Here is a 26,123-nt window from a genome sequence, read left to right on the forward strand (position 1 = left end):
AGGACTATTTTGAGTTTAGATGAAAGCTGGAGCAGACGTCGTAATGAGTGCGACCGGAGCAATGTGGAATCCATTACTTGCTCAGCAGATAAAAGCGAAACTTAAGAAGAAATAATCTTTCCAGAACCTCGTTTTGCTAACATCTTCCCGTCTTTATATACTTCCTTTCCTCGCAGTACAACCCGTTGTACTTTTCCTCTCGCCTTCCATCCATTGAACGGAGACCAACCGCACTTAGTAAATAGATTCGTATTTCGTATGACGTATTCAATATCTCGTATCTCGATGTATGTGTTTTTTTGTTCAGGTAGATTAAATATCCTTTTAGGGTTGTCGTGGCACTTCTCAATAATCTGCTTCAAAGGTTATTCTCTTTTTATACATTGACGTAAGTAGTAATGGGAGCGTTGTCTCTACACCAGGAACCCCAAATGGAGGGGTAACCGAGCGCTTTTCCTTTAGCGTATGAGGTGCGTGGTCTGATTCAATGACATCAATATATTTGAGATTTTTCCAGAGGAATTTTTGATCTGATTTTGTTTTTAATGATGGCTTCATTAACCCGAGTGCACCCAACCTCTTCACATCCGATGTGGAGAGAAATAAATGATGCGGACATACTCCACAGGTGATTGGCAATCCTTTATTCTTTGCCTTGATGATCGGTTCCAATTCAGCTTGAGATGAGATATGGCAGATATGAGTGGGGTGTTTGATCTCTTTTAAGACCTTCGTGACATCTCCCATAACATCCTCCTCAGCGTGTAGAAGTATTGGTTTAGTTTTTGTTAGTCTATGCCATGCTTTATAGATCTTTTTCATAGCGGCAACATCGATAATAAAACCACCCGTTGTTTGATTGAGATACAGCTTAAGCCCAACGACCTTTTTGTATATCTTGCCTAATTCATCAAAATCATTGCCCAAAGAGCCTAAATGGAATCCTATATCACAAACAGCTTTAGACTTTGCACTTTTGATTTTCGACTTTAATGCTCGACGCGATACGATCGGATCGGCATTGTTCGGCATATCGAGAACCATCGTGTAACCTCCAGCAAGCGAGGCAGCAGTACCTGTAAAGAAGTCTTCCTTATGAGTCTGTCCTGGATCGCGAAAGTGAACATGCACGTCTATCAATCCTGGTAATCTCAGTTGACTGCTTTTCATAAAAGTTGCTCGGTTGCTCTTCTTGCCTCCTCGGGAGTAATGGGTCTTCTTTGGACCTGAAATGGCCTCTTTTCCCCTACGATCATGACCGTTGTATCGTACCCGTATGACAAAGAGTCCAAGACTAAGGTGGCGGTAAGTTGGTCGGTTGGAATGGTTGGGATATGGAAAACACCATGTGGTATTTCATGAGTCTCACCCTCTACCCTTATTCTTTCTTCAACTCTCTCAACAGTACACAGCGTACCATCTGTATCAAAGGTATCTAGACCATCGGTTTTATATCGCAACTTGAATGGCCTTAAGACCTCAGACCCGTCATCTTCAGTGAAGTTACTATTAGCAACTCTCTGTATGCTATCAGAATAAGTACCCGCCAAAACAAAAGAGGCAAGATCCCACGCATGGTTGTGTATATGGGGTCCTCGCTCACTCGTTGGACGTCCTCCCTCCGGCCAGATGTGCAACCTTAAAGATTGACCATGCTTATCGACACCAAGATGATAGACCATAAACCCAAGTGGATGCCATTTTCCACTTAATCTATCCAAACTTGGAATTATTTCGTTCATCACGGGGCGAACCAATTTTTCAAGACTTATCTTAGCGTCTTCAAAAAATCTAGCAGCCTCAACCGGTACCCCGACTCTTAAATGACCTTCATCATGAGTTTTTGGGCTAAATTCTTTTAGTTGACTCATTGTTTTTTGAAGTACTCGTCGGATGATTTTACCTTAAGATCCTCTATGGTCTTTGAATGTACCGACTTAATGAATAACTGTGCTTTTCTTAAATTCGTCATTATATGAACATTGAAATCAACAGCAGCTCTTCTCATTATCGTATGATCATCAAGATCTTTTTTTATGTTGATATCCGTAATACTAATTACAAGATCTACTTTTTCTGTTCAAATAGGGTTAGGATGTTTGGCGTTTTGTTTTCCTGTATTTTATGAATAACTCGTGTGTGGACACCACTACTTTTTAAAAATTTGTGAGTATTGGCTGTCGCAAATATCGGAATTCCCATTTGCTTCAGACGGAATGCTGTTGTAAATATTGACATTTTATTTTCCATACCATTTACAGTTAAAAATACACCTATGCGAGGGGCTCGCTCTCCAACACTTAATATAGCTTTATAAAATGCTTCATATACATCGTCCCCAAATGCAGCGGCCTCACCGGTTGAGGACATCTCTACGTGAAGAACCGGATCTGCGCCATTAAGCTTGGCAAATGAGAATTGCGCAGCTTTCACAAGAACATGCTCTGGCGGTAAAATCTGAACTTTTTACCGTTATTATAATAGGCATCAACTATTGTTCTTGCGAAGTTATGAGAGGTTCCTCTTGATATAAAGGGGAAAGTGCGGGATGCTCTCGCATTCATCTCGATGATAAACACGTCGCTGCTAAGTCCTAAAAACTGCATATTAAATGGTCCAGTTATGTTAAGCTTTTTAACGAGTTTCTCAGCATTTGTCATAATTCGTTTTTCTGTAAGGAGATAGACCCGCTGAGCGGGATAAATAATAGAGGCGTCTCCAGAATGTACACCTGCATCCTCTACATGTTCGCTGAGTGCGCTTACCAAAATCTCACCATTTTGAGCTACTCCATCTAGCTCAATCTCTTTTGCATACATGAAGAACTTAGAAATTGCGATTGGATGTTCTTTCCCAAGAATTGTTGCTTTTGTAATATATGTTTCAAGTTCTTCCGCAGTGTTACATACGCTCATTGCGGCTCCTGAGAGAACGTATGAAGGTCGTATCAATACCGGAAACTTAACTTTTGTAGCAAACACCACTGCATCTTTCATAGAGTTCACCTTTCGCCATGATGGCTGCTGAATTCCAAGATCATCGCATAGTGCGGAAAACTTCGTTCTATCCTCGACCATATCGATTTGTTTTGGTTGAGTTCCAAGAATATGAACACCTTCTCCTGCGAGCTTTTGCAAAATATTATGTGGCGCCTGACCTCCCACTGATGCGATTACTCCTTGAGATTTCTCAAATTCGTAAATATCGGTCACGCTTTCGAATGTTAGTTCTTCAAAATAAAGTCGGTCTGACATGTCGTAGTCGGTAGATACAGTCTCTGGATTACAGTTGATGATGATTGATTTTTTATGATATTTCTTTAAAGCCAATGCTGTATTTACACAAGTCCAGTCAAATTCTACAGACGAGCCAATTCTGTACGGACCTGACCCCAACACCATCACTCCTTGTTTTCCTAACGGATCAACATCATGATGCGCACCGTTATATGTGAGATAAAGATAATTTGTTTTTGCCGGAACCTCTCCTGCCAATGTATCTACACGAAACACAGATGGACGTATACCCAACTTCTTTCTCAACGATCTTATATTGCTTTCTGTTTTTTTTACCACTTTTCCAATACGTCTATCAGAAAAGCCAAGCTCTTTGAGATTGAGCATCGTCTTCTTTTTATTTATCTTTCTTGCCTGCGCTCTCAGCTTCTTCTCAGTAAGAACTATGTTCTCAATTCTGTAGAGAAACCAAGGATCGATACCAGTTAGCTTATGTACTTTCCCAACGGTAAAATTTTTCTTGAACGCTTCAACAAGAGCAAATAATCTTCTTGTTGTTGGCGTTGTAAGATGATGTATTAATTCCTTCCCCGTTTCTGGTGTGCGGTAGTCTGTGATTCCATCACGACCAAGATCGAGCATTCGAACTGCTTTTTGTATAGCCTCTTCAAACTTTCTTCCAATTGCCATCACCTCTCCTACCGACTTCATACTTGATCCAAGCTTGTTTTCCACACCTCTAAACTTTTCGAGATCCCAACGAGGAAGTTTAACTACGAGATAGTCCAGTGCTGGCTCGAAGAACGCTTTTGTTACCTGAGTCACTTTATTATCAATCTCTATTAGTGATTTTCCTAAAATGAGTTTGGCTGCAATATATGCGAGAGGGTATCCGGTTGCCTTTGATGCTAAGGCTGAAGATCTGGACAGACGTGGATTAAGTTCGATTACGTAGTATTCAAGTTCTTGCTGTGGATTTCGACCAGAGGTCGATCGCCCTTTGGGCGATAGCGCAAACTGCACATTACACTCTCCGACAATGTTGAGACTACGAACAATTTGTATAGCTACTGCACGAAGATGATGATACTCAAAGTTTGTGAGAGTCTGACTAGGAGCAACAACAATTGAGTCGCCTGTATGAATTCCCAATGGATCCATATTCTCCATATTACAAACAGCCACACAGTTGTCATAACTATCCCTCACAATCTCGTACTCAATCTCCTTAAAATGATGAAGATACTTCTCGATTAAAACCTGGGGTGAGAATGCAAAGACTTCCTTAATCATTTTTTCAAACTGCGTCTTGTCATGGGCTACTCCCGACTTCTGTCCGCCAAGGGCAAATCCAGCTCGTATCATAATCGGAAATCCTATTTGCTTAAGTGCTGTTCTAGCAGAATCGATTGACGAAACGGCAATACTGTTTGGAGTAGGAACATTCATTCCATGCAGGTGTTTAGAAAAAAGCTTTCTGTCTTCTGAGATACTTATTGATGGGACAGAAGTGCCCAGCACCTCTACGTTATACTTTTCAAATACTCCTTTCTTGCCAAGATTCATTGCGCAGTTTAAGGCAGTCTGTCCTCCAAACGATAGAGCTATAGAGTCAACTTTTTCTTTTTTTATTATCTCTTCGACAAAGTGATCGTTAATTGGGAGGTAGTAGACCTTATCTGCCAGTCCTTCAGACGTTTGGTAAGTTGCAATGTTAGGATTTATCAGTACTACTTTGTGTCCCTCTTCCTTAAAGGCCTTAATTGCCTGTGAACCTGAGTAATCAAACTCGCCTGCCTGTCCAATTTTCAATGCGCCTGACCCTAAAAGTAAAATTTTTCTATTTTTTTTCATTTATTTTTTTCAAAAAATAATCAAATATCCACTCAGTATCGATCGGCCCTGGATTTGCTTCAGGATGAAACTGGACAGACATTATTGGTAGGTTTTTGTGAATTAGACCTTCATTTGTCCGATCGTTTGCATTTATAAACCACTGATTAAACCCATTGGGAACATTTGAAACTACGAACCCATGGTTCTGAGTTGTCAAGAAACATCGTTTAGTTCCAACTAATATACAAGGTTGATTCTGTCCTCTATGCCCGAACTTGAGCTTCTTAGTTTTGCCACCCGCCGCTAGAGCAATTATTTGGTTTCCTAAACATATACCCAACATAGGAACCTTCTTGTTCATTAGCTCCTGAACATTTTTTATTGTCTGTGGGACCATAGTTGGGTCTCCCGGTCCATTTGAGACAAGCACCGCATCGAATTTTTCCTTTAGATGTAGCGGGTTCATATCCCATGGCACAGTTATTACCCGTACATTTCTTTTAGTTAGACAGTTAGAAATATTTCTTTTTGTGCCACAGTCTATCTGCACAATTGTTCTCTTTCCCGTTCCTTCATACGTTACATTTCTTTGAGAGACTTTAGAAACAAGGTTTTCTTTGTTCGGATCTGAGAAGGATATATTCTCGCCAACTATGATTTTACCAAGAAGCGCTCCATGCATTCGTATTTTTTTTGTCAGTAGTCTAGTATCTCTCACCTCAAGAGCTGGAATCCTTTCTTTTATCAACCACTCTTGAAGAGTCATTCTGGATTGATAATGTGAAGGAGTGCTGTTGTATGTAGAGACGATAAGACCTGAGATCTGAATTTTATTTGACTCCCAATATTTTTTGTCAGGTACTCCATAGCTTCCAACTATCGGATAGGTCATAACCAGTATCTGTCCTGCAAATGAAGGGTCGGTAAAGGCTTCGGGGTATCCGGTCATTCCGGTGGCAAACACAACCTCGCCAGAAATAGATGAGCGATGCCCAAAAGAATTTCCTTCAAACGAGGTTCCATCCTCAAGCACTAACTTGGTATTCATATTTTTTTCAACACTAATGCGAGAAGTGCCATGCGTACATACATACCGTTTTTTGCCTGCTCAAAATAAACTGATCGAGGATCAGAATCAACCTCTATTGATATCTCATCAATTCGCGGAAGAGGATTCATAATTATCAGTTTTTTATTGCCGTATTTCTTAAGAAAAGATGGAGTTACGACAAAAGACTCTTTAATTTTTTTCGCTTCTTTGCGAGATACAAACCGTTCCTTCTGTATCCTATTCCAATACCAAATGTGGGCATCCAACGGCATATCCTTTTCATTAAATATTTCCTCTACCTTTAATCCCTTTTTTTTAAGTTGAGCAAACAAATCTCGAGACAAACTTAATTTTTTTGGTGAAAGAAAGTATACGGTATTGTTTGAATATAGAGATAAACCTAATGCTAATGAACGCATTGCTCTACTGTGCAAAGGATCTCCTCCGATAACTACTTTAAGGTTGGACAATCTTCCAAATTTAGATTTAATAGTATATAAGTCCAACAAAGTTTGAGTTGGATGCTCGTTACCTCCATCACCCGCATTCAGAACCGGAACATTCGCAACCACTGCAGCTCTTGCTGCAGATCCCGATTCAGGATGCCGAATTACAATCAAGTCTGAGTATCCATTATAAATTCTGATCGTGTCCTCGAAAGTCTCTCCCTTTACCATTGAAGTTACAGAGATATCGCGTAGTCCAATTACTCCTGCGCCGAGTCTCTGTGCAGCACTTGAAAATGAGTTATATGTTCTCGTCGATGGTTCAAAAAAAAGGAGAGCAATTATGCTCCCCTTAAGTAGATTACTGCACTTATTTTTATTACTAAGAGCTATTATTTTCTTAGTTGAGTGGAGAATTTTATCAATCGACTTTCTATCAAATTGTGCAAGTGAAAGTATATCTTTACCCGCGTATAGACCCTTACTCATATTATGCCTAACAGTCTAGCAGAGTAACTTTAAAATGCAATGCAAAAAACGCGAACTTGAAAACTTTATTTTGTTACGTATAATAGATCATGGTAGACAAAATAAAATCTACTGGCATTACCTTCGACGACGTTCTTCTTGTTCCCGGTTATAGCGACTTTAGTAGAGCCGATATTTCGTTGAAAACAAGGATCTCAAAAAGAATTTCTATTGATATTCCATTCACCTCAGCTCCCATGGACACGGTCACCGAAAGCACACTATCAATAGCGCTTGGTTCAGTTGGTGGTTTAGGAATTATTCATAGAAATCTTTCTGTAGAAAACCAAGCGAAGGAAGTTGAAAAAGTTAAAAAATTGAAACTCAAGGTTGGAGCTGCCATTGGAACGAGCAAAGGATTTGAAGATAGGGTTAAAGCATTAATAAATGCTGGAGCAGATCTCATTGCCTTAGATAGTGCGCATGGATTTACTTCATCTCTCATTAAGGCACTTAAATTTATCAAAAAACAGTATCCTAAAGTTGATGTAATGGCTGGAAACATCGCTACATCTGATGGTGCGCGTGCTCTAATTCTTGCGGGAGCTGATAGTTTGCGTGTTGGAATGGGACCAGGTGCAATCTGTACAACTCGAATTGTTTCAGGTATGGGAATTCCCCAGATTACCGCTATCCTGGAAACATCACGTGCCGCCGCCAAATCTGGAGTTCCTGTAATCGCAGATGGTGGTATTAAGTTTTCCGGTGACATTACAAAGGCACTAGCAGCTGGAGCGAGTGCATGTATGATGGGGAGTTTTTTTGCGTCCTGCGAAGAGGCGCCAGGCCAAACTTACAGACTCTCCCCTGCACAGATTCCTGCACGCTTTAAAAGCATTATCGGAAAAAATCCCAAGGCCACATATTTATTCAAATCATACCGAGGAATGGGTTCTGTTGGAGCAATGAAAAAAGGTGAAAAAATTAAATCGGAGGACGAGTACCATGGAAAAAATTATAGTGACCGCGTTCTCGTTGCAGAAGGCGTAGAAGGTTTAGTTCCGGTAAAGGGCTCGGTAAAGCAAGTGATCGATCAGGCAATCGGAGGAATAACATCCGGTATGTATTATGTAGGAGTTAGGTCAATTTTAGAGCTACAGAAAAAATCTTCTTTTATACAGATCACACACGCATCCCTTACTGAAAGTCATCCGCATAATATTCTCGTAACAAATCCGGGAGAAAATTATGTCTAAACTTCTCATCGCAACACATAATAAAGCGAAGTTTGAAGAAATCAAACACTTTCTTGGCTTGCTTCTACCACAAGCGCAGATAATTTCATTATCAGATCTCAACATAACTTATGAACCAGACGAAACTGGGAAAACTTTTTTTGATAACGCAAAAATCAAGGCAGAATACTATGGTAAGATCTCTCTCCTACCAACACTAGCTGACGATGGAGGTCTGGTCATAGATTCTCTTGGCGGGGAACCTGGTGTGAAATCAAACAGATGGCCAGGCCATCGAGGATCTGACAAGGAACTAATTACTTATTGCATGGACAGAATGAAGAAAATAGAAAAGCAAAATCGAACTGCACGGTTCGAGACCTGTCTTTATTTCTATGATCATTTAAATAAACGTAGTACTTTCGCTTCAGGTGCTGTTGAAGGTATTATCTCAGAACGTTCTACAAAGAATTTTGTTCTCGGATACCCTTACAGATCGGTATTTATAGTCGATGGATTTAATAAGTTTTATACCGATCTTTCTGAAGAAGAACATGAAAAAATCAACCATCGACTCAAAGCACTGAATCAAATAGCTCAGAAGCTAAAGACTTGGTACAATTAGGGTATGTTATCTATAGACTTCATTCGGGAGAACAAACAAAAAGTTGCAGATGCGGCGAAACATAAAAACCGCGTCGTAGAGCTAGATACAATTTTGTCATATGATGAAGAACGTAAGCAACTCATTCACAAGATACAGAAACTTCGTGAACAGCGAAATACTCAGTCAGAAGCTAAACCCGATGATTCGGTCATCGCACAAGGAAAAAAAATTAAGGAAGAGCTGAAGACATTAGAATCTCGGTTACTTGAGATAGATACCAAACTTCAAGCACTTCTACTTCAGATACCAAATGTTCCATTGGACCGAGTTCCGGTTGGAAAGGATGAGAAGGATAATGTTCGTGAACGACTTTGGGGAAAGGTACCAGAGTTTTCTTTCAAGTCGAAATCTCATATCGAGCTCGCAGAGGACCTTGATTTGGTTGATTTTGTCAGAGGATCTAAAGTTTCGGGATATAGAGGATACTTCCTTAAAAACGAGCTTGCCCAACTTCATATCGGAGTCCTTATGTTTGCCTACCAAACATTGATAAAAAATGGTTTTACTCCTCTAATTGCTCCATCATTAGTAAAGGCTTTTGCTCTCGAAGGAACGGGTCAGTTTCCATGGGGTAAGGAAGAGGTCTATGAGACAAATGACACCGATACATATCTTTCTGGTACCGCTGAGGTTCCGGTTACAGCACTTCACTCAGGCGATATTCTTGCGGAGTCAGATCTGCCAAAAAAGTATGTTGCGCTTTCCCCATGTTTTAGAAAAGAAGCTGGCTCTTATGGTAAAGATACAAAGGGCCTGTATCGTGTTCACGAATTTTGGAAAATAGAACAGGTAGTTTTAGCCAAAAATGATCCCGCTGAAGGACTCGCTATTCATGAGGAACTTATGAAAAATGCTGAGGAAATTCTTCAAGGTTTGGAGCTGCCTTACGAAGTAATGTTGATGTGTACCGGAGATATGGGCGAACCTCAACAGTATAAACACGATATTAATACCTGGATGCCATCTCGAAACGCATACTCGGAGACTATGTCAAACTCACTCATGGGCGATTTCCAAGCACGTCGTCTCAACCTAAAGTATCGAACCAAGGATGGTAAAACGCAATACTGTTACACACTAAACAATACCTGCATAGCTTCCCCACGCATACTCATAGCTCTTCTCGAAAATCATCAACAGGAAGATGGATCAGTCAAGATTCCAAAAGCTCTCCAGCCCTTTGCAGGTTTTAAAGAAATAAGAAATAAGTCCCGATTCTTCAGAATCGCGGATCCCGATCGTATATCGGGAAACTAAGAACTTATGGTGTTGGAGTTGGGGATGCTGGTATTCTACAGTTTACAGAGTTTTCTGTTCCGGCCATAAAGTATTCTACCTTACCGCCAATACAAGGCTTACTAACTACAGATTCTGGCTTATTAAACCAAGTATTTTGAGTACTGTAGTTCTTAAGAAGCATAGACATAACTCGGTTCCAGATAGGCGCTGCTCCTGTAACTCCGGACGCTAATGCAGGATTCATTGGCGAATTATTGTTGTTTCCTACCCATACCGAAACCAGGAATTCAGGAGTGTATCCTATCGTCCAGTTGTCTTTTTTACTATCTGTTGTTCCAGTCTTAACTGCCACTTTGTATCCGGGTATCTCAAGTTGAGAATTTGGACCGAATGCTGACTGTCGTGCTACATTATCAGAAAGTATATCGGTAATCACATATGCGGATGCTGAACTAAGTACAGGTCTTTTTTTTGGTTCATGTTCGTAAAGTTTGTCACTATCTAAACTTAATACGGAGTTAATCGGGTCTAGATCAACACGATAGCCAAGGTTTGCAAAGGTTCCATACGATCTAGCCATATCCAACATAGTAACCTCACCACCACCAAGAGTTAAGGACAGACCGTACTGCGACGAATCAATCCATGTGGAAATTCCCAGTTGTCTCGCATGTTCTATAAAGGAATTTACTCCTAACTGATTTAAGGTTTTAACAGCTGGAATATTATAAGAATTTGCAAGCGCCGATCTCAGAGTCACTCTACCGTGAAATCTGCCGTCATAGTTTACCGGACTGTATGATTCCGTATCAGAGATTCTAAAAACTACAGGTGAATCATCTATGGTAGTTGCGGCCGTCATGCCTTTTTCAAGTGCTAGGGAGTACATTAACGGCTTAATCGAACTACCCGGCTGTCTTAGTGCTGTGGTGACATTAAAGGCACCGTTTGGAGAATTGAAATAGTCGATCGAGCCTACCATCGCTATGATCTCGCCAGTTGAAGGTCTCGTGACAATTACAGCTCCATTCGTAACATTCAGTCCCGCAACCTTAGCAATTTCCTCTTGCAAAATATTCTGTACCTCATCCTGAATAGACAGATCTAGAGATGTGTTGACCCTCAGACCTCCTTCCTCTACTGTTCTAATTCCAAATTTCTTTTCAAGTTCTCCCTTTACGTAAAATACGAAATGGGGGGCATGTATAGATGTGGTGGAAGAAAAATTAGGCAGCGATTCTTGTTCGGCTGCGTTATACTGCTCTTTGGTAATATAAGACTGCTCAAGCATCTTTTTGAGCACCTCATTCCTTCTCTCAAAAGCAAACTTCGGGTTTGAAAAAGGTGAGTATATAGAAGGAGCTTGTGGTAATCCAGCTAAAAGCGCAGCTTCACTTAATTTAAGATCCTTTGCAGACTTACCAAAATATGCTTTTGAAGCCTCCTCTATTCCGTAGGCTGATCCGCCATACGCAACTTGATTTAGATACATCTCTAGAATTTTATCTTTCCCGTACAACCTCTCGGTCCATAGCGCCAATATCATTTCCTTGATCTTTCGTTCTATTGTGCGGTCCGGGCTGAGCAGTGCCGTTTTTACGAGTTGCTGAGTTATGGTTGATCCACCTTGCACCTGCTTAGTGAGGACAAACTCTTTAAAGGCACGAGCAATTCCTCCAATTGGAGACACGCCATTATGAGTAAAGAAGTCTTTATCCTCAATGGCAATTGATGCTTGATATACGTACGGTTTAAGTTCTTTAAGCTTCACGGGCGTTCTGTTTTGATCTCTATAAAATTCATATAAAATCTTTCCGTTTCGATCGTAGATATGTGTTGATAGTGGGTAGTTTACCTTACCAATACTTCTCGGTGATGGGAGGGATTTTACCAGTAGATACGACTGATAGAACATGGTAAGAATTCCAGCGGTTAAAAAACCAATCAAGAAGAATCGTAGTTTGAGAAACGGAATCTGCTCCCCAGCAATAGACCGTCTCACAATCTTTTTTTTTAGCTTGGTAAAGGTTTTTTTCTTTTTAGTGAATATTAGAAAGCTGGCAAATCTAAAGTGAGGCACCTTTATGCTAAAGTTTGGAAGTTTGGGGCTGTGAATGGTTCGTAGGATAGCTTGCCAAGCTCTCACACAGTATCGACCAAGAAAGTTTAGAAACTTGAAGGGCGCAACTAAAATATATCGCGTTACATCGCCGATTAAGATGAAGAAATTGATCAGGCCGAATAGTATATAGTAAGTTAGCTTCATCCGCAGATTATAACATAATTAGCCTCGAAATTCAATTATCAAGCTTAATAAAGAGTATATAGTATTGAGTATGTAGTAATTAATCTCGAAGCTGATCAGGCGTCGATTTTAGCTTCGCCCTCACCACTAGACGATTCCACCATGTGCCTGGTGGAACGCAGGTAACGAGGGTCAAAATAGACGAATCAGTAGTCTGATTGAGAACCGAGACCTGATCTGGCTTCACCACAAACATCTCGCTTACCACATAGTCGTAGGTTGTGTTTTGAAGATTTACCTTAATTACATCTCCCTCATTAAGAGATGGCAGGAAGGTGAAGATTGTTTTGTAGTTGTTAACATTAAATAATTGCGGGAGACTCGAGTGACCGAAGATGACGGTATTCCCCACAGAACCAGGCATCGAAACTGGTTGGTAATGAACTAGGCTCTTTGAAAGATCCTCTCCCCCTACACTCACCTTCGCATCGTAAATATTTATTTTAGGTATTGAAATACTGTAAGCTTTTGAAGGAGTCGTTGCAGAACTTACAACCTTTGCTACTGAAGGAAACCAAAGACTGGCTTGTGTGAAGTCTCTAAGATTATTGGAATACTTCGTGGAACTCCCGAGAACCTCATTATCAAATCCTTGTGCTGTTATTCCCATCGATAACGGAACTGGCGAAGCTGAAATGTTGGGAAGAAAAAATCTAGAATAAATCTCAAAAGAGATAACTGGATAAAAAGCCCAGAAAAGAATGAGCGTTCCAGTAGTAAGGGTGATATAAGAAATCATCTGCATAGCACGACGGGTTTTCGTTTTCTTTTCTTTTACATATTTATATAGAGCCATGTAAGTTATGGATAAAGCAGTCTTAACTTAATGTTGTTCGAGAACGGAGGTAGAATATTCTTAAATAAAGCAATTGGATGTTCAACCACAAACTCCACACTTTGGGCATGATACCTATCTTTTGCAAGCTCCTGTAAAGCGCTAGTAGTCTTCCCTACCATCGAGCTTATCATTTCCTTTTCACCATCGGGTGGCACTGCGCGCACTGTCGCTTTGATTAAAAGCTGAGTGACTCCATTTTTATTAGTAACACTGAGTATCTTGTAACTCAAATTTTTAGACTCAACTACCAATCCTTTTTGAACCTTTGGCAGTAGTACCTTGATTAAGGAGAGCTTCAGTTTTTCTTTGCTTACATATGAATAAGTAACTACAACTTCTGCCTTCACGGTTACCGACTCCGCCTCCGTCCCAACCGCCTTGTCAGCATTTTTGGACTGAATATCAATACCAGTTAAGGAACTGAGAAGTAATGCGTCTGAAGTGAGAGACTTTGCCACCTTATCTTTTGCAAACTGACGTGCTTTCTCTTTAATCTGCTCCTCAGATTTAGCTATATCTTTGTCCGAAACTACCTGGATCTGAGTTTTGGTACCTCCAGTAAAACTGCCATCATTCTTTGCTATTACAGATGAACCGGATTCATCGGCAACCGAAAATTTAGTACCTGAAGCAAGGTTTGATTCTGGTCCAATTACAGATGCTGTCACTGCAGACTTAACGGTACTAGACACAATATCTGCCGCATCTCCTGATGCAGAGGCTATTTTGACATCGGCATCAAGTGTAAAAGAAAGGTTTCCTGGTCCATTAATTACGGTGCCCTTGGAAAAGTTTTTACCCTGACTTAGACTACTGTTGTAGATAGTTACGGTACCTTTTGCAGGTTGCCCTATATTCTTTATTCCTGTGGCTGCTACCCGAGTGTCAAATTTAGCCGTTTCTGTCGCTACCAAAATGCCTACTGCGGTCGCATCAAACGATTTTGAAATCTCAAGTTTTTGGGACGGCAAAGTCATCGTGATAACGGCAGTATGCAGATTTAATTCCATTAAAAATGCGCCTATTAGAATAAGTAATATACCGATAATTATTGAAGAATGTATAAAAAGTCTTCTGGACCGGAAAACCTTCAGCTTACTTAAGTGGGTAGAAATCTCAGAAAACTTCAGAAGAGCAGATCGTACTAAACTCTCTACTGGGTTTCTGAATGCCGATTTTAGTAACTCTGATCGGCTTACTTCTTCTGAGTCTTCTCGATCTACTCCACCTATCTCAAATCCCATACGTTCAGAAATGGTCGAGGTTGGAGCGCTTCTCGCTTCAGGTATATTTGTAGACTGGTCGAGCGCAAGTTCTTCGTCTAAATCTCCATCTTCAGATCCTTCAAGCTCACTCTTATTTTCCTGTCTCTGTGTAGGGCGATCCATTGGGACAGTTTGCATCTGTGTAGCGAAGGCATAAACAAGACCCTTTATCATATTGTCCTCAGTGGCGAGTGTAATGGAAGGTTGATGATTGAAGAGCCTGTCGTCCCAGGTATGCTCGACAAGATCTGCTCCCTCCTGATGATCTGTTGATGGAAGCATAACTATTCGCGATGGAAGTACGTGACTTTCCTTAATCGATGCTAAGGTCTCGTTAAGGTCGTGGAGAAAGCTTTTCTTTCTCATTGTAGAAACCTGAGCTATGAGTTTTCCTGATTGATATATAAAAACAGTAAGGTTAGTCCGATCTGATTCTATTAGGAGTGCTGTTAACCCTTGATGATCTTTATCAAATAGATACTTTAAATATGCTTCATGTACCTCTATGAATCCCATAGGTTTGAGCTCCATACTTTTTACAAGATTTTTAATGCTAGATAAATGTTGCTTCTTCAACTCATGAGTTTCTGGTTCTACCAGATGCGAGTAAACAAAGAAGATGATATCATCAAAGGTTTTTTTAGTTCTTACCTCAAGTTTATACAAAGCATCGTCAACATCATCTGCAAGATGATCCCATCTATTTGTTAGCGTAAACTTTTCGCTGTCAATCTTCACTAGATTTGAAGAATCCGAGTCTGACTCTAGGTACATAATTACGCCATCGTTTTCACGAAGGAGAAGACCTATAAATCCTTTACTAGTTTTTTTTAAAAACGAAAACGGATTAAGGTTCATAGGTATAGTCTACTTTGCTGAGGAAGGTAAAATCTTAAAATTCGTTAACACCTGATTTACCCCAGTCTCAGCAGTATTTAGCGCCTGCTCGTATGAGACTCCTTTAATTGTTTCATTAATTGCATTCTGCACATATCCAGATATCGAGTCGTTTAACCCTGAATCGTAGGTCCGAGTAATCATTGGAACTGAACGGAACACCCCTTCCCCCTGCGCTTGTTTAATTACAGCACCTAAATATTCATGTTTTACAAGAAGATCACCAAGATCCTGTCGAGAGTATGCTGTTCCGAAAAATCGCACCTTAGACTGGAGCTCAAATATCTTCGTTTCCGATTCCTTTTCAGATAGATACTTTAAAAACTTCCAAGCTTCAATTTGGTTTTTACTATACCTCGATACTCCCTCAACCCAGTAAGAAGCTATCGAAAGTGGCTTACTTCCTGGTATTACCGGTACAGGAACTACCTTCATAGAAAGATCGGGATTCATTGATTTAATCGTTAGGGCTTCCCAAGACGGGGCTATAATCATGGCTACTTTCTCCTGAGAGAATGCCTGAACTGAGTTTGGCATCTGCTCATCCCACGTTGCAGTATCTGACTCTGCAAATCGTCTATAGCTTTCCAGTGCTCCCGCAGCCTCTGGCCTGCTCAACTGAGCTACATCTCCGCCGTTTTGAGCAAGAAAAAGTCCAAAGATGTCTGAGTAGTGTTCTACATTCGATGCAGTTCCTAATGCAATACCTGAGGTTACAATTCTTCCTGTTTGATTCTTAACGGTTAGCTTAGAGACGTCATCTAAAATATCTTCCCAACTTACTGGTCCGGAAGCAATGCCTGCTTTTCTGAACAACTCCTGGTTGTACATTAAGACAAGTCCATCTACGCTTAATGGCATTCCATATGCACTGTCACTTATTATAAGATCGCTACTATGTATGGGATAAAACAACTTCTTAAACTCACTTACAGACATGATGGTATTTGGCAATGGACTGAGAATGTCACGCATCTCTGGCACCCAAGTGTTGTGAAAACGAAATATGTCTGGACCACTCCCATTTTTACTTCTTGCTACAACCTTTTCTCGATAGTCTGTCGGAACCATTTTCGTATATGTAATGGTTACGTTTGGGTTTTTTTTCTTATAGTCATCGATAAGAGGCTGCATAACATTCCTATCCTCCCACAGTCCCCAGTAACTCAGTGCAATAGCCTTTTCTGATCCAGACCCTTTCAGAAAGAAGCTAAGAAGCAGTCCAAAAATGACCACAAAAAATAGAACAGATCCTCCCACAATTACATATTTAATACCATGATCAGAGTGCGGTTCAGGCATGGGAGCTGTTAAAGGAGATGCAGTCGGTTTTTGAATTGGTGGGACAAGCTCGGCAGGTACCTCCTCAGCTTGCAAAGGCTGTGGATTTATTTTATCATCAACCATACGATTTATGATACCAAATCAAGAGGCCGAACGCTCTCTCTATTATCATTCTGCAATGGCATTTGCACTGGTCGTTGTCGGAACAATGGGACTTATTGCTGCGTTTACTGTTTTAATGACCCAAAGAGTCGGATCGCGTATCTACCCAAACGTCTACATTAACTCATATAACGTGGGCAATCTCACCAAAGAAGAGGCTAAAAAACTACTTTCACGCTCTGATTCTCGATACCTTAGCACCTCTGTGACGGTACTTTATAAGTCTGATCCAGTTGCTACTCTCTCAGCCAAGATCCTTGGTCTCAAGCTTGATACAGACTTTATTCTAGAAGAAGCGTACATGATCGGACGCTCAGATCAGTTTCCTATAAAAATCGGGCAAAAACTTGGCTCATTTTTTGGACTAAGTAAGCACAACTTTAGTACATCTCTTCAATACGACGAACAACATTTTACTGAGGTTATAACCACCGCGGAAGATTCGTACAACAAGCCTGCAAAAAATGCCCTCTTCACCTTCAAGGATGGGCGCGTACTTAAGTTTCAACCTGAGGCAAACGGAGTAAAAATTGAGTCAACGAAATTTTTAAGCGATGTCCGACAAAAAATTCAGACCATTAAGACTAATCCAAGAAATATTAGCGTGTCCATTGAGGAAACTCTTCTTAAGCCTGAAATCACACTCGCTCAATCGAATAACTTTGGCATAGAGGAACTAATAGGAGAGGGTCAATCTGATTACAATGGCTCCATTCCTGGACGAGAACATAACGTAGTTCTTGGAACCTCAAAGTTTAACGGTGTTCTAATTCCAAAAGGAGAAACTTTTTCCTTTAATCAGACTGTTGGTGATATTTCTGCTTTAACAGGATACCAACCAGCATACATCATCCAGAATGGAAAGACGGTCCTTGGAGATGGGGGTGGAATCTGTCAGGTTTCCTCTACTCTCTTTCGAGCCGCTTTGAATACGGGTCTACCAATAATTAGTCGTACAGCACATGCATATCGAGTTCACTACTACGAAAATGATACCGGTCCTGGATTTGATGCAACGGTTTTTTCACCATCGGTAGATCTCAAGATTCAGAACGATACTCCAGCAGCAATTCTTATCCAGACCAGCGTGGATGAAGTGAACAGACTTGTCTACTTCAAACTCTATGGTAAAAAGGATGGGAGGAAAGTAGAGGTTTCAAAGGCTGAGGTATGGGATGTGTCTCCGCCTCCCGAACCTTCATATGAGGATGATCCCACGCTTCAACGAGGAATAACAAAGCAGATTGATTTTGGTGCATGGGGTGCAAAAGCACGATTTAGCTACAAGGTTACCTATCCAACAAATGAGGTTAAGGATGAAATATTCTACTCAGTTTATCGACCATGGAAAGCTATCTTCATGGTCGGCACTAAAGATAGTTGATTTATCTGAAGAGACTTGGGCGACCGAGTTTGTATGAAGGGTCTTTGACCTTTCGTTCCCCAATCTTCTTAGCAGGAACTCCAGCGACAATAGTGAGTGGCTCAACATCCTTTGTAACAATTGCTCCCGCAGCAACAATTGCTCCTCTACCTACCGTGACACCGGGCAATATGATGGCACGGGGACCAACAAAAACATAGTCCTCTATAGCAACCGGTTTCGTGATCGCCTTGAATGAACTGTCATGAATATCGTGCTGAGAGTTGTAGACCATCACCTCAGAGGCGAGAGCTACATGATTGCCTATGGATAGCTTATCTCTTCCATCAAGCACCGCCCTCTCTCCAATGACGGTATCCTCCCCAATTGCAATATGGCTTGGATCATAGAATACCGCTCCCATATGGATGGTTGAGCCTTTTCCTATCTTTATTCCCGATGCTCGCTGAAAGGTCTTTCTGAGATTGTGAGAAGGTATTGCTCCGGTGATATGCAGCAAGAAAATTTCGGTTTCTTTTATGACTGCCGTTAATCTTCTGATTATTTTATTAAGCATATATATCATTGTACATTATTAATGTACTATAGCTGCCTGCCGGCAGATAGGCTACATTCCTAACGCCCTCTTATATACCGCGACCGTCTCCTTTGCCATGGTTTTAAATGACATATTGCCTAACAATATAGACGCGTCTACTTTTGGAGTATCTCTAAGAACTTGCTCAATTGTTTCCTGGATATCAGAAACTGAGTTCGGATTGAATGCGGTGTAAATGGTCTCCTAAGGTTTCCTTAAAGACCTCGATGTTTGAGGCAATAACAGGAGTATTAAAGTACAACGCCTCCATTGGCGTTAGTCCGTAACCTTCAGATAATGATGGGTGAACTAATGCATTTGCATGTTTATAGAAAAACACAAGGTCCGACAACGAAGCATTATGATACATAACAATTCTGTTGCATCTATCTAAAGACTTAATTAAGTCTCGCATCTTCCCGGAAAAATGGTCTTCCGGACCAACTAATACCAACTGGCAGTCGGACTTAATATTTGCGTACGCCTCGATCAACTTATCCACATTTTTATGGGGATAAAAGTTGCCTACGTACAACAAGAAAGGTTTTGTAAATTGCTTACCTAACAATCTATTTTCAGTTGCAGTTATCAACTTAAGATTAAGTCCTTCTGGAGTCACGAATATTTTTTCTTCCGCTGCGCTGTACAGTTTCAAAACCTGTCTTTTTACAAACTCTGTTGGCGTGATAATCGCTCGGCTATTTTTTATTGACTGCTCGATTACCCGAGTCATAGCAAAGTACTTTGGATAGTACTCTAGACCGGACTTTGTAGATGCTTTACCTGTCTTAAACAACACGGGAGTTAAATCATGAATCGTTGAGACGAACGGATCTTTATACAGTAACGGATAGCTAAAGTAAGTAAAGTGCATAAGATCGAGTTTGTAGCTGATTAGTTGTACCAAAAAACCTGTTTGCTCGGCGATCGTATGCCATCGATAATCTGCTTTTACGATATTATACCGATCAGAATGAGGCACCTGCGATATATCCTCAGAACGCACAAACACAAACACCTTCCAGTCCTTGGGAAGAAACTGTGGCAGGTGATAGAGAAGATTATAAGTGTACACACCTACACCAGTTTGCGTAAGTAGTCGAGCGTCAATTCCTAGTCTCATATTAATTTGAATTTTGAAGTTTAAATCTTGAATTCAATTTCAAATATTTAGTTTGAAATTTTTAACATTTGATCATGACTTCGAATTTCGAATTTTAAATTGAAAATTTATTAATGCATGTACCATACGTGTTACTAACTTAGGATATTTAGTCGAATAATGCTTGTCAAAAAAGATTCTCATCGCTTCATAAAAAAAATTCGAAGTAGCTTTTTTCTTATTTTTGTCGTCATGTTTCATTCCACTTTTTCCTTTCAGATGGGTGATTGATTGACCAGGAAAAAGATAATCTTGTAACCGGCTTCCTTAATCCTTTTTGCAAGATCAAGATCCTCCCCATACATAAAAAATCCTCATCAAAGCCACCAACTACATCAAGAATCGATTTTCTTGTGAGAAAAAATGCCCCACTCGGAGAATCTATTTCATGAGTCTTGTTTAGATCTAAGTGAATTAGATGATACCCACCAAAGAATCTATTTAGTAATGGTACATTTTTCGTCACTAACTCAAGTTTGGAAAAGTAGGTAAAGGATCTCCATAGTGTTGGGAATCCCCTATGAGAAGCCGGATCAAGTGCGCCGTTTTCAAGATTAACTCGTACTGTCAAAACACCGATTTTGGTATCTGAATCCATTATTTGAAGAAGCTCTTTTAAATTAAGCTCATGGACCATAGTATCAGAGTTCAAAAAAAGGATATACTTACCTCTTGCCTTCTTGAGCCCTATGTTATTTGCCTTTCCAAAGCCGACATTTGTATCATTCTTGATTACTGTACAGCCAAGAGGATATAACTTTGTTTTCTTAATCCTATCAACCGAGTCGTCTGTTGAGGAATTGTCCACCACGATAACTTCCAAATCAATCGAAGATTTACTCAATGAGCTTGCTATAGAATCTAGACACTGTGTTGTAAGTTCTACTGTATTGTATGAAACAATAATGATGGAGAGATCGAGCATACTAGTATTTAGTATAGAGTATAAAGTATCCAGTATGGATTATCGTTTTGGTGACTGTTTCTGTCTTCGTGCCTTTCCACCGGTACCGACCTTGCGTCGTTCTCGGACTCGTGCATCTCGTGTAAGAAGTCCGGCTTTTTTAAGAATAGGACGGTACTCTTCGTTAACCTTTTCTAGGGCTCTTGCTATTGAATGAATCAAAGCATCAAGCTGACTTGATCGGCCACCACCTCTGATATGTGCGGAGATGATAAATCGTTCGTCTGACTTAGTTAATAGTAATGGTTCTAAATATCGAATTTTTTCGTTTGTTGCAGAAAAAAGGGTTGCGATCGGCTTCGCATTAACAAAGATATTCCCAATAGTTGCCTTGTTTCCCTCTACTAACATCGACTTTTCCTTACCGGGCACATATAGCCTAACTCGAGAGATGGCAGACTTTCGTCTTCCAACTGCTTCGTGATATAGATTTGATTTTGTCTTTACTTTAGTAGCCATATATTAGTTTTTAAACTTATCTTGATGTGGATGATTGTTATCTTTATAAATAAATAGTCGACCCATTCTCACGTCTCTAAGTTTGTTCTTCGGCAACATTCCAGATACAGCATGATGTACGACCTCAGTTGGTCTTAATCTCAGCTTGTCACCAAGAACCTGCGATGCTAAACCTCCTGGATATCCAGAGTAACGAGTATACACCTTGCTTTTAAGTTTGTTACCAGTAACAACTAACTGAGCTGCGTTAATTACCACAACACAGTCTCCGCTATCGATATTTGGTGAGTATCCAGCCTTTTGCTTACCTTGGAGTAACGAGGTTATATCAGAGATAACTCTTCCGAGTACTTTACCTTTTATATCGATAAGATGCCATTTTCTTTCGACATCCTCCGTTCTACCTGGTTTCGTTGAATGTGTTACTTTCATACAGTTTTCTTCCGACCTGAGGTCGATCGCCCTTTGGGCGAAGCTTTTAATGTTGCCTTAACTTCTGGTTTTTTCTTTGGCTTTTCGACCGCCGCTGGTTTTGCGGACACAGTTTTTTGCGCTTCGTTCTTTGTATAGATGACGGGACTTACCCATGAAATCTGAGCCATAAGCGCTCCATCGCTTGAACGTCGACCAATCTTTGTAATCCTAGTAAAACCACTTGTCCTATCAGCAAAAACACCCTTCACTGCCTTTTTTAGGTTTACAGGTACATCGTCGACTCCAAAGAAACTTTTAAGCATATTCATCGATGAGTTTGTATCCTTCTTAGCATGTGTCACGAGTCTATCAACAGACGCTCTCATATAAAGAGCTTTCTGATGAGTGGTTACAATTTTGCCTTGCATGACAAAGTTCGTTACCAACTTTCTCAACAGCATCGAGTTTGAGTCGACACCGTAACCGAATTTTCTCTTGGACACTCTATGATTCATAAAATTTATTCCTCTGATTTAATATCGATACCCATTTTCTTCAACTCATCCTCAATGAGAACGAAGGACTTCTTTCCTAGTCCCTTGACTCCAATGAGTTTATCCTTACCAACTCTTACCAAGTCAGCAACCGTTTCGATGTTTTCTCGAAGCAGAGCATTTATAACTCGTGATGGAAGGTTTAACTCATCAATGATAATGTCATTGAGCTTTTGATCAACTTCTTTTGTAACGCTTGCAGCGGTTGCCTGCTCTTCCTTTAATTCAGGATTATCTTTTCCTGAAAGAAGGTGATTAAAGTGCTCAGAAATAATAGAGGAAGCATCCTTAATGCTTTGTGTTGGACTGGTAGTACCGTCTGTCCATACCTCCATTACCAATCGATCAAAGTTTGACTTTCTACCAACTCGAGCTTCCTCAATCTTGAAGTTAACTCTCTTGACCGGTGAGAAGAATGCTTCAACTGCGACATAATCAGACTCCTTTTTTTGAATTTCATCTTCACCAAGCGTACCAACGCCAGTCTCTACGACGAAATCAATGTCTATCTTAGCTTTTTCATCGGTAATCTCTGCGATATAAAAATCACTGTTTACCACTTTTGCTTCACCACTGATATCTTTTCCTGTAATTTTACCGGCACCTTTAACGTCAAGATGCATCATAAAACTACCTTCTCCAGTGGTCTCAAACTTCAACTGCTTAAGATGAAGTAAAATCTCAAGAACAGATTCTTTAACACCTTTAATGGTGCTAAACATGTGATCAGCATTTGCCGCTCTTATTTGGGTAATTGCAGATCCCTTTAGCGACGATAATAATGTTCTTCTTAGGGCATTACCCATGCTGTTACCAAAACTTAGTGGTAAAGGCTCGATAATAAACTTACCATAAGTAGGAGTTTCCTCTACTTTTTTAGTGAAAAAATTGGGTTGAACCATATATATAAAATTTGTTTTACTAGTCGAGTTTGACTCGACGCCCTTAGATCGGGCAAATAATAATTGTAAAACTACCTATCTAGAATAGAACTCAATAACAGATCTCATATTTACTTGCTTCTCAATACTTTGGCTGTCTGGCATCTTTACAACCTTTCCTTGTGTTGCCTTTCGTTCTAACCACTCAGGAACGATCAGTGTTTCGTTTGCCATCTGTGTCTCAATATAAGGAATCTTGGTTGTTTTCTCTTTGTTAAATGAAATCTTTTCACCTGCTGTTACTCTGTAAGATGCTACCGATACTACCTTGAACTCAACGGCAACATGACCATGGTTAACTAGCTGTCTGGCGCTTGCTCTAGTTGGAGCAAACCCTAGTCGATAGATAACATTATCCAATCTCTGTTCAAGTAGTTGGCCAAGTATTACTCCGGTGTTTCCTTTTGTATTAACTGCCTCGTTGTAATAATTCTTCAACTGAGTTTCAGTAACTCCAAACATAAATCTTAGCTTCTGCTTTTCCCTCAACTGCTTTCCACGCTCTGACTGCTTCTTTCTCTTTCTGGTTCCGGCACCATGTTGTCCAGGCTTGATTGTCAACTTTTTCAGTAGAGTGGCGTGACCCTTTGTTCCTGGAGTCTTCAGTCCAAGATCTTCACCTTCACGTCTCGATACTTTATTTCTAGGTCCTGTATATCTCATATTTTAAACTCTTCTCAATTTTGGTGGTCTCACTCCATTGTGAGGCACCGGCGTAATATCTATAATTTTTGATATTTCCAAACTTGAGCCTTTAATAACTCTGAGAGCTGATTCACGTCCAGGGCCTATACCTTTGACATATACCGCAACCTCTCTCATAGCAAAGTCGCCTGTTGCTTTTTTTATTGTACCGTCTGTGGTCACAGTAGCTGCGTATGGAGTCGATTTTCTTGTTCCTGCAAAACCATGTCGTCCACTTGAACCAGTCACAATTGGTGAACCTTTTTCGTCAGTGATTGTAACCATTGTGTTGTTAAAGGTTGCAACCACATAGATTCGACCTTTTTCGACGATTTTTTGATCTTTCTTTTTTTTCATATGATTATATTTGTCATTCCCTATTTAGTCGGGAATCAATGGATCCCCGCTTCCGCGAGGATGACCAAGCTCAGCTTGATCACTTTTTGGCTGCTGGGGCTGCTGCCTGTCCTGTTTCTAACTTTGCCCAAACTTCTTTCTTAAGTGCTCCAACTGTCTTTCTCTTACCACGCTTAGTTCTCGCGTTTGATTTCGTTCTTTGTCCATAGATTGGTAACCCACGGACATGTCTTATGCCTCTATAAGCGCCGATCTCTCTTAATCGTTTTATATGATCGTTCACTTCTTCTCTTAAATTTCCTTCAACAACATAGAGTTTCTCTATTTCTGCACTTATTTTTTTGAGTTCTTCTTCCGTTATCTCCTTAATTCTTTTCTGCTTATCGATTCCGGTATTTTTAAGAATCTTACCTGATCCATCCCACCCAATGCCGTAAAACAATGTCAATGCATACTCTACTCGAGCTGTGTCAGGTAATATGAGTCCTAAAAGTCGTGCCATGATTTAATTCGTGATTTTTAGTTTGTAATTTTTATTAAATATTAAATTTTTAGTTTTAAATAGAACTTATGAATTAAGAAATATAAATTATATTATCCTTGTCGTTGCTTGTGCTTTGGGTTGGCGCAAATAATATAAAGTCTACCTTTTCGCTTTACAAGCTGGCATTTTGGACACATTTTTTTAATTGATGATCTAACTTTCATATTCGATATACAATTCTTCCTCGATCAAGATCATATGGAGTGATCTCGATGCGAACCTTGTCTCCGGGTAGAATCTTAATATAATGCTTTCGCATTTTCCCAGATAAATAGCACATGATCATTTTATCGGAGTCTTTGATTTTAACACGAAAAAGTGTATTTGGTAGGTTCTCTACGACCTCCCCCTCAACCACAATAAAATCACTTGCCATCAAGCTAAAATTATAGCACAAATTATGTCAAAATGAGCGTATTTTTATCTGAAACAGCTAGACTATGTTCAAACTGGGCAGATAATGACCCGTCCTTGGTAATGAGACTCCAGTCGTTTCCGGGTTCTTGGATCATCTCTCCTGACCCCATAGCGTACATTACCTCCACGGCTATTACCAACCCAGGTGTAATTTTCACAGTCTGTTCCCTCGGTTTACTCACAAAACACGGCACATACGGCTCTTCGTGAAGCTCTTTACCCACGCCATGACCGGTCAGACGCCTAATGATACTGTAGCCTTCCGACTCTATTCTGTCCTGAAATGCTTTGGAGATATCGCCTATATAATTACCTACCTTCACAGCCTTTATGGCATCGATTAAGGCATCTTTTCCTGCCTGTAAAAACCTCTCAATTGTTTCATCGCGGCTATCTCCAACCATAAAAGAAATTGCATAGTCGGTGTGAAATCCACCAAAATATGCGCCAGCATCTATTGTTAACAGATCTCCATCCTTCAGAACATAGGATGAAGGGGGCGTGTGCACTATCTGAGCATTTACCGAGGTACAGGTTGCCCAACTATAGTTGTCGACTTTGTTAAAGGATATATCCGCTCCTCTTTTTTTAAGACCTTTTTGAACTAACTGATCAATCTCCATGGTAGTAATTCCTGGCTTGACCTGCAGCACTACCTCCCGCATCACTTCTTTAAGAATAGCTCCACCTTGTTGCATGGTCTTAATCTCATCTGGGGTTTTATAGTGAATCATACG

At 40.3% G+C, this 26,123-nt stretch carries 26 protein-coding genes and 1 pseudogene; 4 read left to right on the forward strand and 23 right to left on the reverse strand.

Going from position 1 to position 26,123, the window contains the following annotated elements:
* Positions 1-101: 101 nt before the first annotated feature.
* From IPH70_03370 to pyrB, 6 genes and pseudogenes are all read right to left on the reverse strand, one after another.
* On the reverse strand, positions 102-362 hold the full coding sequence (locus IPH70_03370) for a hypothetical protein (protein QQR63523.1): 261 nt from the start codon (positions 360-362) through the stop codon (positions 102-104).
* Positions 346-1,170 (reverse strand): amidohydrolase family protein, encoded by an 825-nt coding sequence (locus IPH70_03375; GenBank protein QQR63524.1) that lies wholly within the window; start codon positions 1,168-1,170, stop codon positions 346-348. Before IPH70_03375 ends, IPH70_03370 begins: the two co-directional genes overlap by 17 nt.
* Positions 1,167-1,871, reverse strand: coding sequence for a hypothetical protein (locus tag IPH70_03380; protein ID QQR63525.1), 705 nt, complete (start codon positions 1,869-1,871; stop codon positions 1,167-1,169). The genes IPH70_03375 and IPH70_03380 overlap by 4 nt, the downstream gene beginning before the upstream one ends.
* A pseudogene (gene carB / locus IPH70_03385) lies at positions 1,868-5,090 on the reverse strand (carbamoyl-phosphate synthase (glutamine-hydrolyzing) large subunit). The gene IPH70_03380 and the pseudogene carB overlap by 4 nt, the downstream one beginning before the upstream one ends.
* Entirely contained in the window at positions 5,077-6,120 is a 1,044-nt protein-coding gene (gene carA, locus IPH70_03390) for a glutamine-hydrolyzing carbamoyl-phosphate synthase small subunit (protein ID QQR63526.1), read from the reverse strand. The pseudogene carB and the gene carA overlap by 14 nt, the downstream one beginning before the upstream one ends.
* A complete protein-coding gene (pyrB, locus tag IPH70_03395) occupies positions 6,117-7,058 on the reverse strand; it encodes an aspartate carbamoyltransferase (protein QQR63527.1) in 942 nt (313 codons plus the stop codon). Before pyrB ends, carA begins: the two co-directional genes overlap by 4 nt.
* An 89-nt stretch (positions 7,059-7,147) precedes the next feature.
* On the opposite strand from pyrB, the gene IPH70_03400 reads away from it, so the two are divergent.
* Genes IPH70_03400 through serS form a run of 3 tightly spaced genes read left to right on the forward strand, consistent with a single transcriptional unit; the run spans position 7,148 to position 10,196 of the window.
* Complete coding sequence (locus tag IPH70_03400; protein ID QQR63528.1) at positions 7,148-8,293, forward strand: IMP dehydrogenase; 1,146 nt, start codon at positions 7,148-7,150, stop codon at positions 8,291-8,293.
* Positions 8,286-8,897 (forward strand): hypothetical protein, encoded by a 612-nt coding sequence (locus IPH70_03405; protein ID QQR63529.1) that lies wholly within the window; start codon positions 8,286-8,288, stop codon positions 8,895-8,897. Before IPH70_03400 ends, IPH70_03405 begins: the two co-directional genes overlap by 8 nt.
* A gap of 3 nt (positions 8,898-8,900) precedes the next feature.
* Positions 8,901-10,196 (forward strand): serine--tRNA ligase, encoded by a 1,296-nt coding sequence (serS, locus tag IPH70_03410; GenBank protein ID QQR63530.1) that lies wholly within the window; start codon positions 8,901-8,903, stop codon positions 10,194-10,196.
* Positions 10,197-10,200: 4 nt separating this feature from the next.
* Here serS and IPH70_03415 read toward each other — a convergent pair whose 3' ends face one another.
* The 4 genes from IPH70_03415 to IPH70_03430 form a co-directional block, all read right to left on the reverse strand.
* Positions 10,201-12,444, reverse strand: coding sequence for a PBP1A family penicillin-binding protein (locus tag IPH70_03415; GenBank protein ID QQR63531.1), 2,244 nt, complete (start codon positions 12,442-12,444; stop codon positions 10,201-10,203).
* A gap of 79 nt (positions 12,445-12,523) precedes the next feature.
* A complete protein-coding gene (locus IPH70_03420) occupies positions 12,524-13,279 on the reverse strand; it encodes a sortase (protein QQR63532.1) in 756 nt (251 codons plus the stop codon).
* Between the two features lie 5 nt (positions 13,280-13,284).
* Positions 13,285-15,444 (reverse strand): baseplate J/gp47 family protein, encoded by a 2,160-nt coding sequence (locus IPH70_03425; protein ID QQR63533.1) that lies wholly within the window; start codon positions 15,442-15,444, stop codon positions 13,285-13,287.
* Positions 15,445-15,453: 9 nt separating this feature from the next.
* Positions 15,454-16,890 carry an extracellular solute-binding protein gene (locus IPH70_03430; protein ID QQR63534.1) on the reverse strand — a complete coding sequence of 479 codons (1,437 nt, stop codon included), beginning with the start codon at positions 16,888-16,890 and terminating at the stop codon, positions 15,454-15,456.
* A 55-nt stretch (positions 16,891-16,945) separates the two neighbouring features.
* Between IPH70_03430 and IPH70_03435 the strand changes: the two genes are divergently transcribed.
* Entirely contained in the window at positions 16,946-18,313 is a 1,368-nt protein-coding gene (locus IPH70_03435; GenBank protein ID QQR63535.1) for a VanW family protein, read from the forward strand.
* A gap of 1 nt (position 18,314) precedes the next feature.
* On the opposite strand, the gene IPH70_03440 is transcribed toward IPH70_03435, so the two are convergent.
* The 13 genes from IPH70_03440 to map form a co-directional block, all read right to left on the reverse strand.
* Positions 18,315-18,869, reverse strand: coding sequence for an acyltransferase (locus tag IPH70_03440; protein QQR63536.1), 555 nt, complete (start codon positions 18,867-18,869; stop codon positions 18,315-18,317).
* Between the two features lie 184 nt (positions 18,870-19,053).
* Positions 19,054-20,013, reverse strand: a complete 960-nt coding sequence (locus IPH70_03445; protein ID QQR63537.1) for a glycosyltransferase family 4 protein — start codon at positions 20,011-20,013, stop codon at positions 19,054-19,056.
* 229 nt (positions 20,014-20,242) lie between these two features.
* A complete protein-coding gene (locus IPH70_03450; GenBank protein ID QQR63538.1) occupies positions 20,243-20,977 on the reverse strand; it encodes a glycosyltransferase in 735 nt (244 codons plus the stop codon).
* A gap of 39 nt (positions 20,978-21,016) precedes the next feature.
* Positions 21,017-21,475, reverse strand: coding sequence for a 30S ribosomal protein S9 (rpsI, locus tag IPH70_03455; protein ID QQR63539.1), 459 nt, complete (start codon positions 21,473-21,475; stop codon positions 21,017-21,019).
* Between the two features lie 3 nt (positions 21,476-21,478).
* Positions 21,479-21,907, reverse strand: coding sequence for a 50S ribosomal protein L13 (gene rplM, locus IPH70_03460; GenBank protein ID QQR63540.1), 429 nt, complete (start codon positions 21,905-21,907; stop codon positions 21,479-21,481).
* Positions 21,904-22,404 (reverse strand): L17 family ribosomal protein, encoded by a 501-nt coding sequence (locus tag IPH70_03465; GenBank protein QQR63541.1) that lies wholly within the window; start codon positions 22,402-22,404, stop codon positions 21,904-21,906. The genes rplM and IPH70_03465 overlap by 4 nt, the downstream gene beginning before the upstream one ends.
* Positions 22,405-22,409: 5 nt before the next feature.
* Entirely contained in the window at positions 22,410-23,345 is a 936-nt protein-coding gene (locus IPH70_03470) for a DNA-directed RNA polymerase subunit alpha (protein QQR63542.1), read from the reverse strand.
* Positions 23,346-23,420: 75 nt separating this feature from the next.
* Positions 23,421-24,047 carry a 30S ribosomal protein S4 gene (rpsD, locus tag IPH70_03475; GenBank protein QQR63543.1) on the reverse strand — a complete coding sequence of 209 codons (627 nt, stop codon included), beginning with the start codon at positions 24,045-24,047 and terminating at the stop codon, positions 23,421-23,423.
* 3 nt (positions 24,048-24,050) lie between these two features.
* Positions 24,051-24,425: a 30S ribosomal protein S11 gene (gene rpsK / locus IPH70_03480; GenBank protein ID QQR63544.1), complete on the reverse strand. Its 375-nt coding sequence runs from the start codon at positions 24,423-24,425 to the stop codon at positions 24,051-24,053.
* Between the two features lie 79 nt (positions 24,426-24,504).
* On the reverse strand, positions 24,505-24,927 hold the full coding sequence (gene rpsM, locus IPH70_03485; GenBank protein ID QQR63545.1) for a 30S ribosomal protein S13: 423 nt from the start codon (positions 24,925-24,927) through the stop codon (positions 24,505-24,507).
* 92 nt (positions 24,928-25,019) lie between these two features.
* Positions 25,020-25,133 carry a 50S ribosomal protein L36 gene (rpmJ, locus tag IPH70_03490; protein QQR63546.1) on the reverse strand — a complete coding sequence of 38 codons (114 nt, stop codon included), beginning with the start codon at positions 25,131-25,133 and terminating at the stop codon, positions 25,020-25,022.
* Positions 25,130-25,348, reverse strand: a complete 219-nt coding sequence (gene infA / locus IPH70_03495) for a translation initiation factor IF-1 (protein ID QQR64423.1) — start codon at positions 25,346-25,348, stop codon at positions 25,130-25,132. The genes rpmJ and infA overlap by 4 nt, the downstream gene beginning before the upstream one ends.
* A gap of 19 nt (positions 25,349-25,367) precedes the next feature.
* Positions 25,368-26,120, reverse strand: a complete 753-nt coding sequence (map, locus tag IPH70_03500; GenBank protein QQR63547.1) for a type I methionyl aminopeptidase — start codon at positions 26,118-26,120, stop codon at positions 25,368-25,370.
* Between the last annotated feature and the right edge of the window lie 3 nt (positions 26,121-26,123).

Source organism: Candidatus Roizmanbacteria bacterium, from assembly GCA_016699265.1.
GTDB lineage: Bacteria > Patescibacteriota > Microgenomatia > UBA1406 > GWC2-37-13 > CAZLQR01.

Excerpts from the sequence above, each read along its gene's own strand:
- IPH70_03420 (QQR63532.1), bottom strand. The coding sequence starts at position 13,279 with ATGGCTCTATATAAATATGTAAAAGAAAAGAAAACGAAAACCCGTCGT.
- pyrB (QQR63527.1), bottom strand. The coding sequence starts at position 7,058 with ATGAGTAAGGGTCTATACGCGGGTAAAGATATACTTTCACTTGCACAA.
- IPH70_03450 (QQR63538.1), bottom strand. The coding sequence starts at position 20,977 with ATGCTCGATCTCTCCATCATTATTGTTTCATACAATACAGTAGAACTT.
- rpsD (QQR63543.1), bottom strand. The coding sequence starts at position 24,047 with ATGAGATATACAGGACCTAGAAATAAAGTATCGAGACGTGAAGGTGAA.
- rpsM (QQR63545.1), bottom strand. The coding sequence starts at position 24,927 with ATGGCACGACTTTTAGGACTCATATTACCTGACACAGCTCGAGTAGAG.
- IPH70_03425 (QQR63533.1), bottom strand. The coding sequence starts at position 15,444 with ATGAACCTTAATCCGTTTTCGTTTTTAAAAAAAACTAGTAAAGGATTT.
- IPH70_03465 (QQR63541.1), bottom strand. The coding sequence starts at position 22,404 with ATGAATCATAGAGTGTCCAAGAGAAAATTCGGTTACGGTGTCGACTCA.
- carA (QQR63526.1), bottom strand. The coding sequence starts at position 6,120 with ATGAATACCAAGTTAGTGCTTGAGGATGGAACCTCGTTTGAAGGAAAT.
- map (QQR63547.1), bottom strand. The coding sequence starts at position 26,120 with ATGATTCACTATAAAACCCCAGATGAGATTAAGACCATGCAACAAGGT.
- IPH70_03445 (QQR63537.1), bottom strand. The coding sequence starts at position 20,013 with ATGAGACTAGGAATTGACGCTCGACTACTTACGCAAACTGGTGTAGGT.
- serS (QQR63530.1), top strand. The coding sequence starts at position 8,901 with ATGTTATCTATAGACTTCATTCGGGAGAACAAACAAAAAGTTGCAGAT.
- IPH70_03400 (QQR63528.1), top strand. The coding sequence starts at position 7,148 with ATGGTAGACAAAATAAAATCTACTGGCATTACCTTCGACGACGTTCTT.
- IPH70_03380 (QQR63525.1), bottom strand. The coding sequence starts at position 1,871 with ATGAGTCAACTAAAAGAATTTAGCCCAAAAACTCATGATGAAGGTCAT.
- rpmJ (QQR63546.1), bottom strand. The coding sequence starts at position 25,133 with ATGAAAGTTAGATCATCAATTAAAAAAATGTGTCCAAAATGCCAGCTT.
- IPH70_03440 (QQR63536.1), bottom strand. The coding sequence starts at position 18,869 with ATGCTTAATAAAATAATCAGAAGATTAACGGCAGTCATAAAAGAAACC.
- rpsK (QQR63544.1), bottom strand. The coding sequence starts at position 24,425 with ATGAAAAAAAAGAAAGATCAAAAAATCGTCGAAAAAGGTCGAATCTAT.
- IPH70_03470 (QQR63542.1), bottom strand. The coding sequence starts at position 23,345 with ATGGTTCAACCCAATTTTTTCACTAAAAAAGTAGAGGAAACTCCTACT.
- IPH70_03375 (QQR63524.1), bottom strand. The coding sequence starts at position 1,170 with ATGAAAAGCAGTCAACTGAGATTACCAGGATTGATAGACGTGCATGTT.
- IPH70_03435 (QQR63535.1), top strand. The coding sequence starts at position 16,946 with ATGGCATTTGCACTGGTCGTTGTCGGAACAATGGGACTTATTGCTGCG.
- IPH70_03415 (QQR63531.1), bottom strand. The coding sequence starts at position 12,444 with ATGAAGCTAACTTACTATATACTATTCGGCCTGATCAATTTCTTCATC.
- rplM (QQR63540.1), bottom strand. The coding sequence starts at position 21,907 with ATGAAAGTAACACATTCAACGAAACCAGGTAGAACGGAGGATGTCGAA.
- IPH70_03405 (QQR63529.1), top strand. The coding sequence starts at position 8,286 with ATGTCTAAACTTCTCATCGCAACACATAATAAAGCGAAGTTTGAAGAA.
- IPH70_03430 (QQR63534.1), bottom strand. The coding sequence starts at position 16,890 with ATGGTTGATGATAAAATAAATCCACAGCCTTTGCAAGCTGAGGAGGTA.
- rpsI (QQR63539.1), bottom strand. The coding sequence starts at position 21,475 with ATGGCTACTAAAGTAAAGACAAAATCAAATCTATATCACGAAGCAGTT.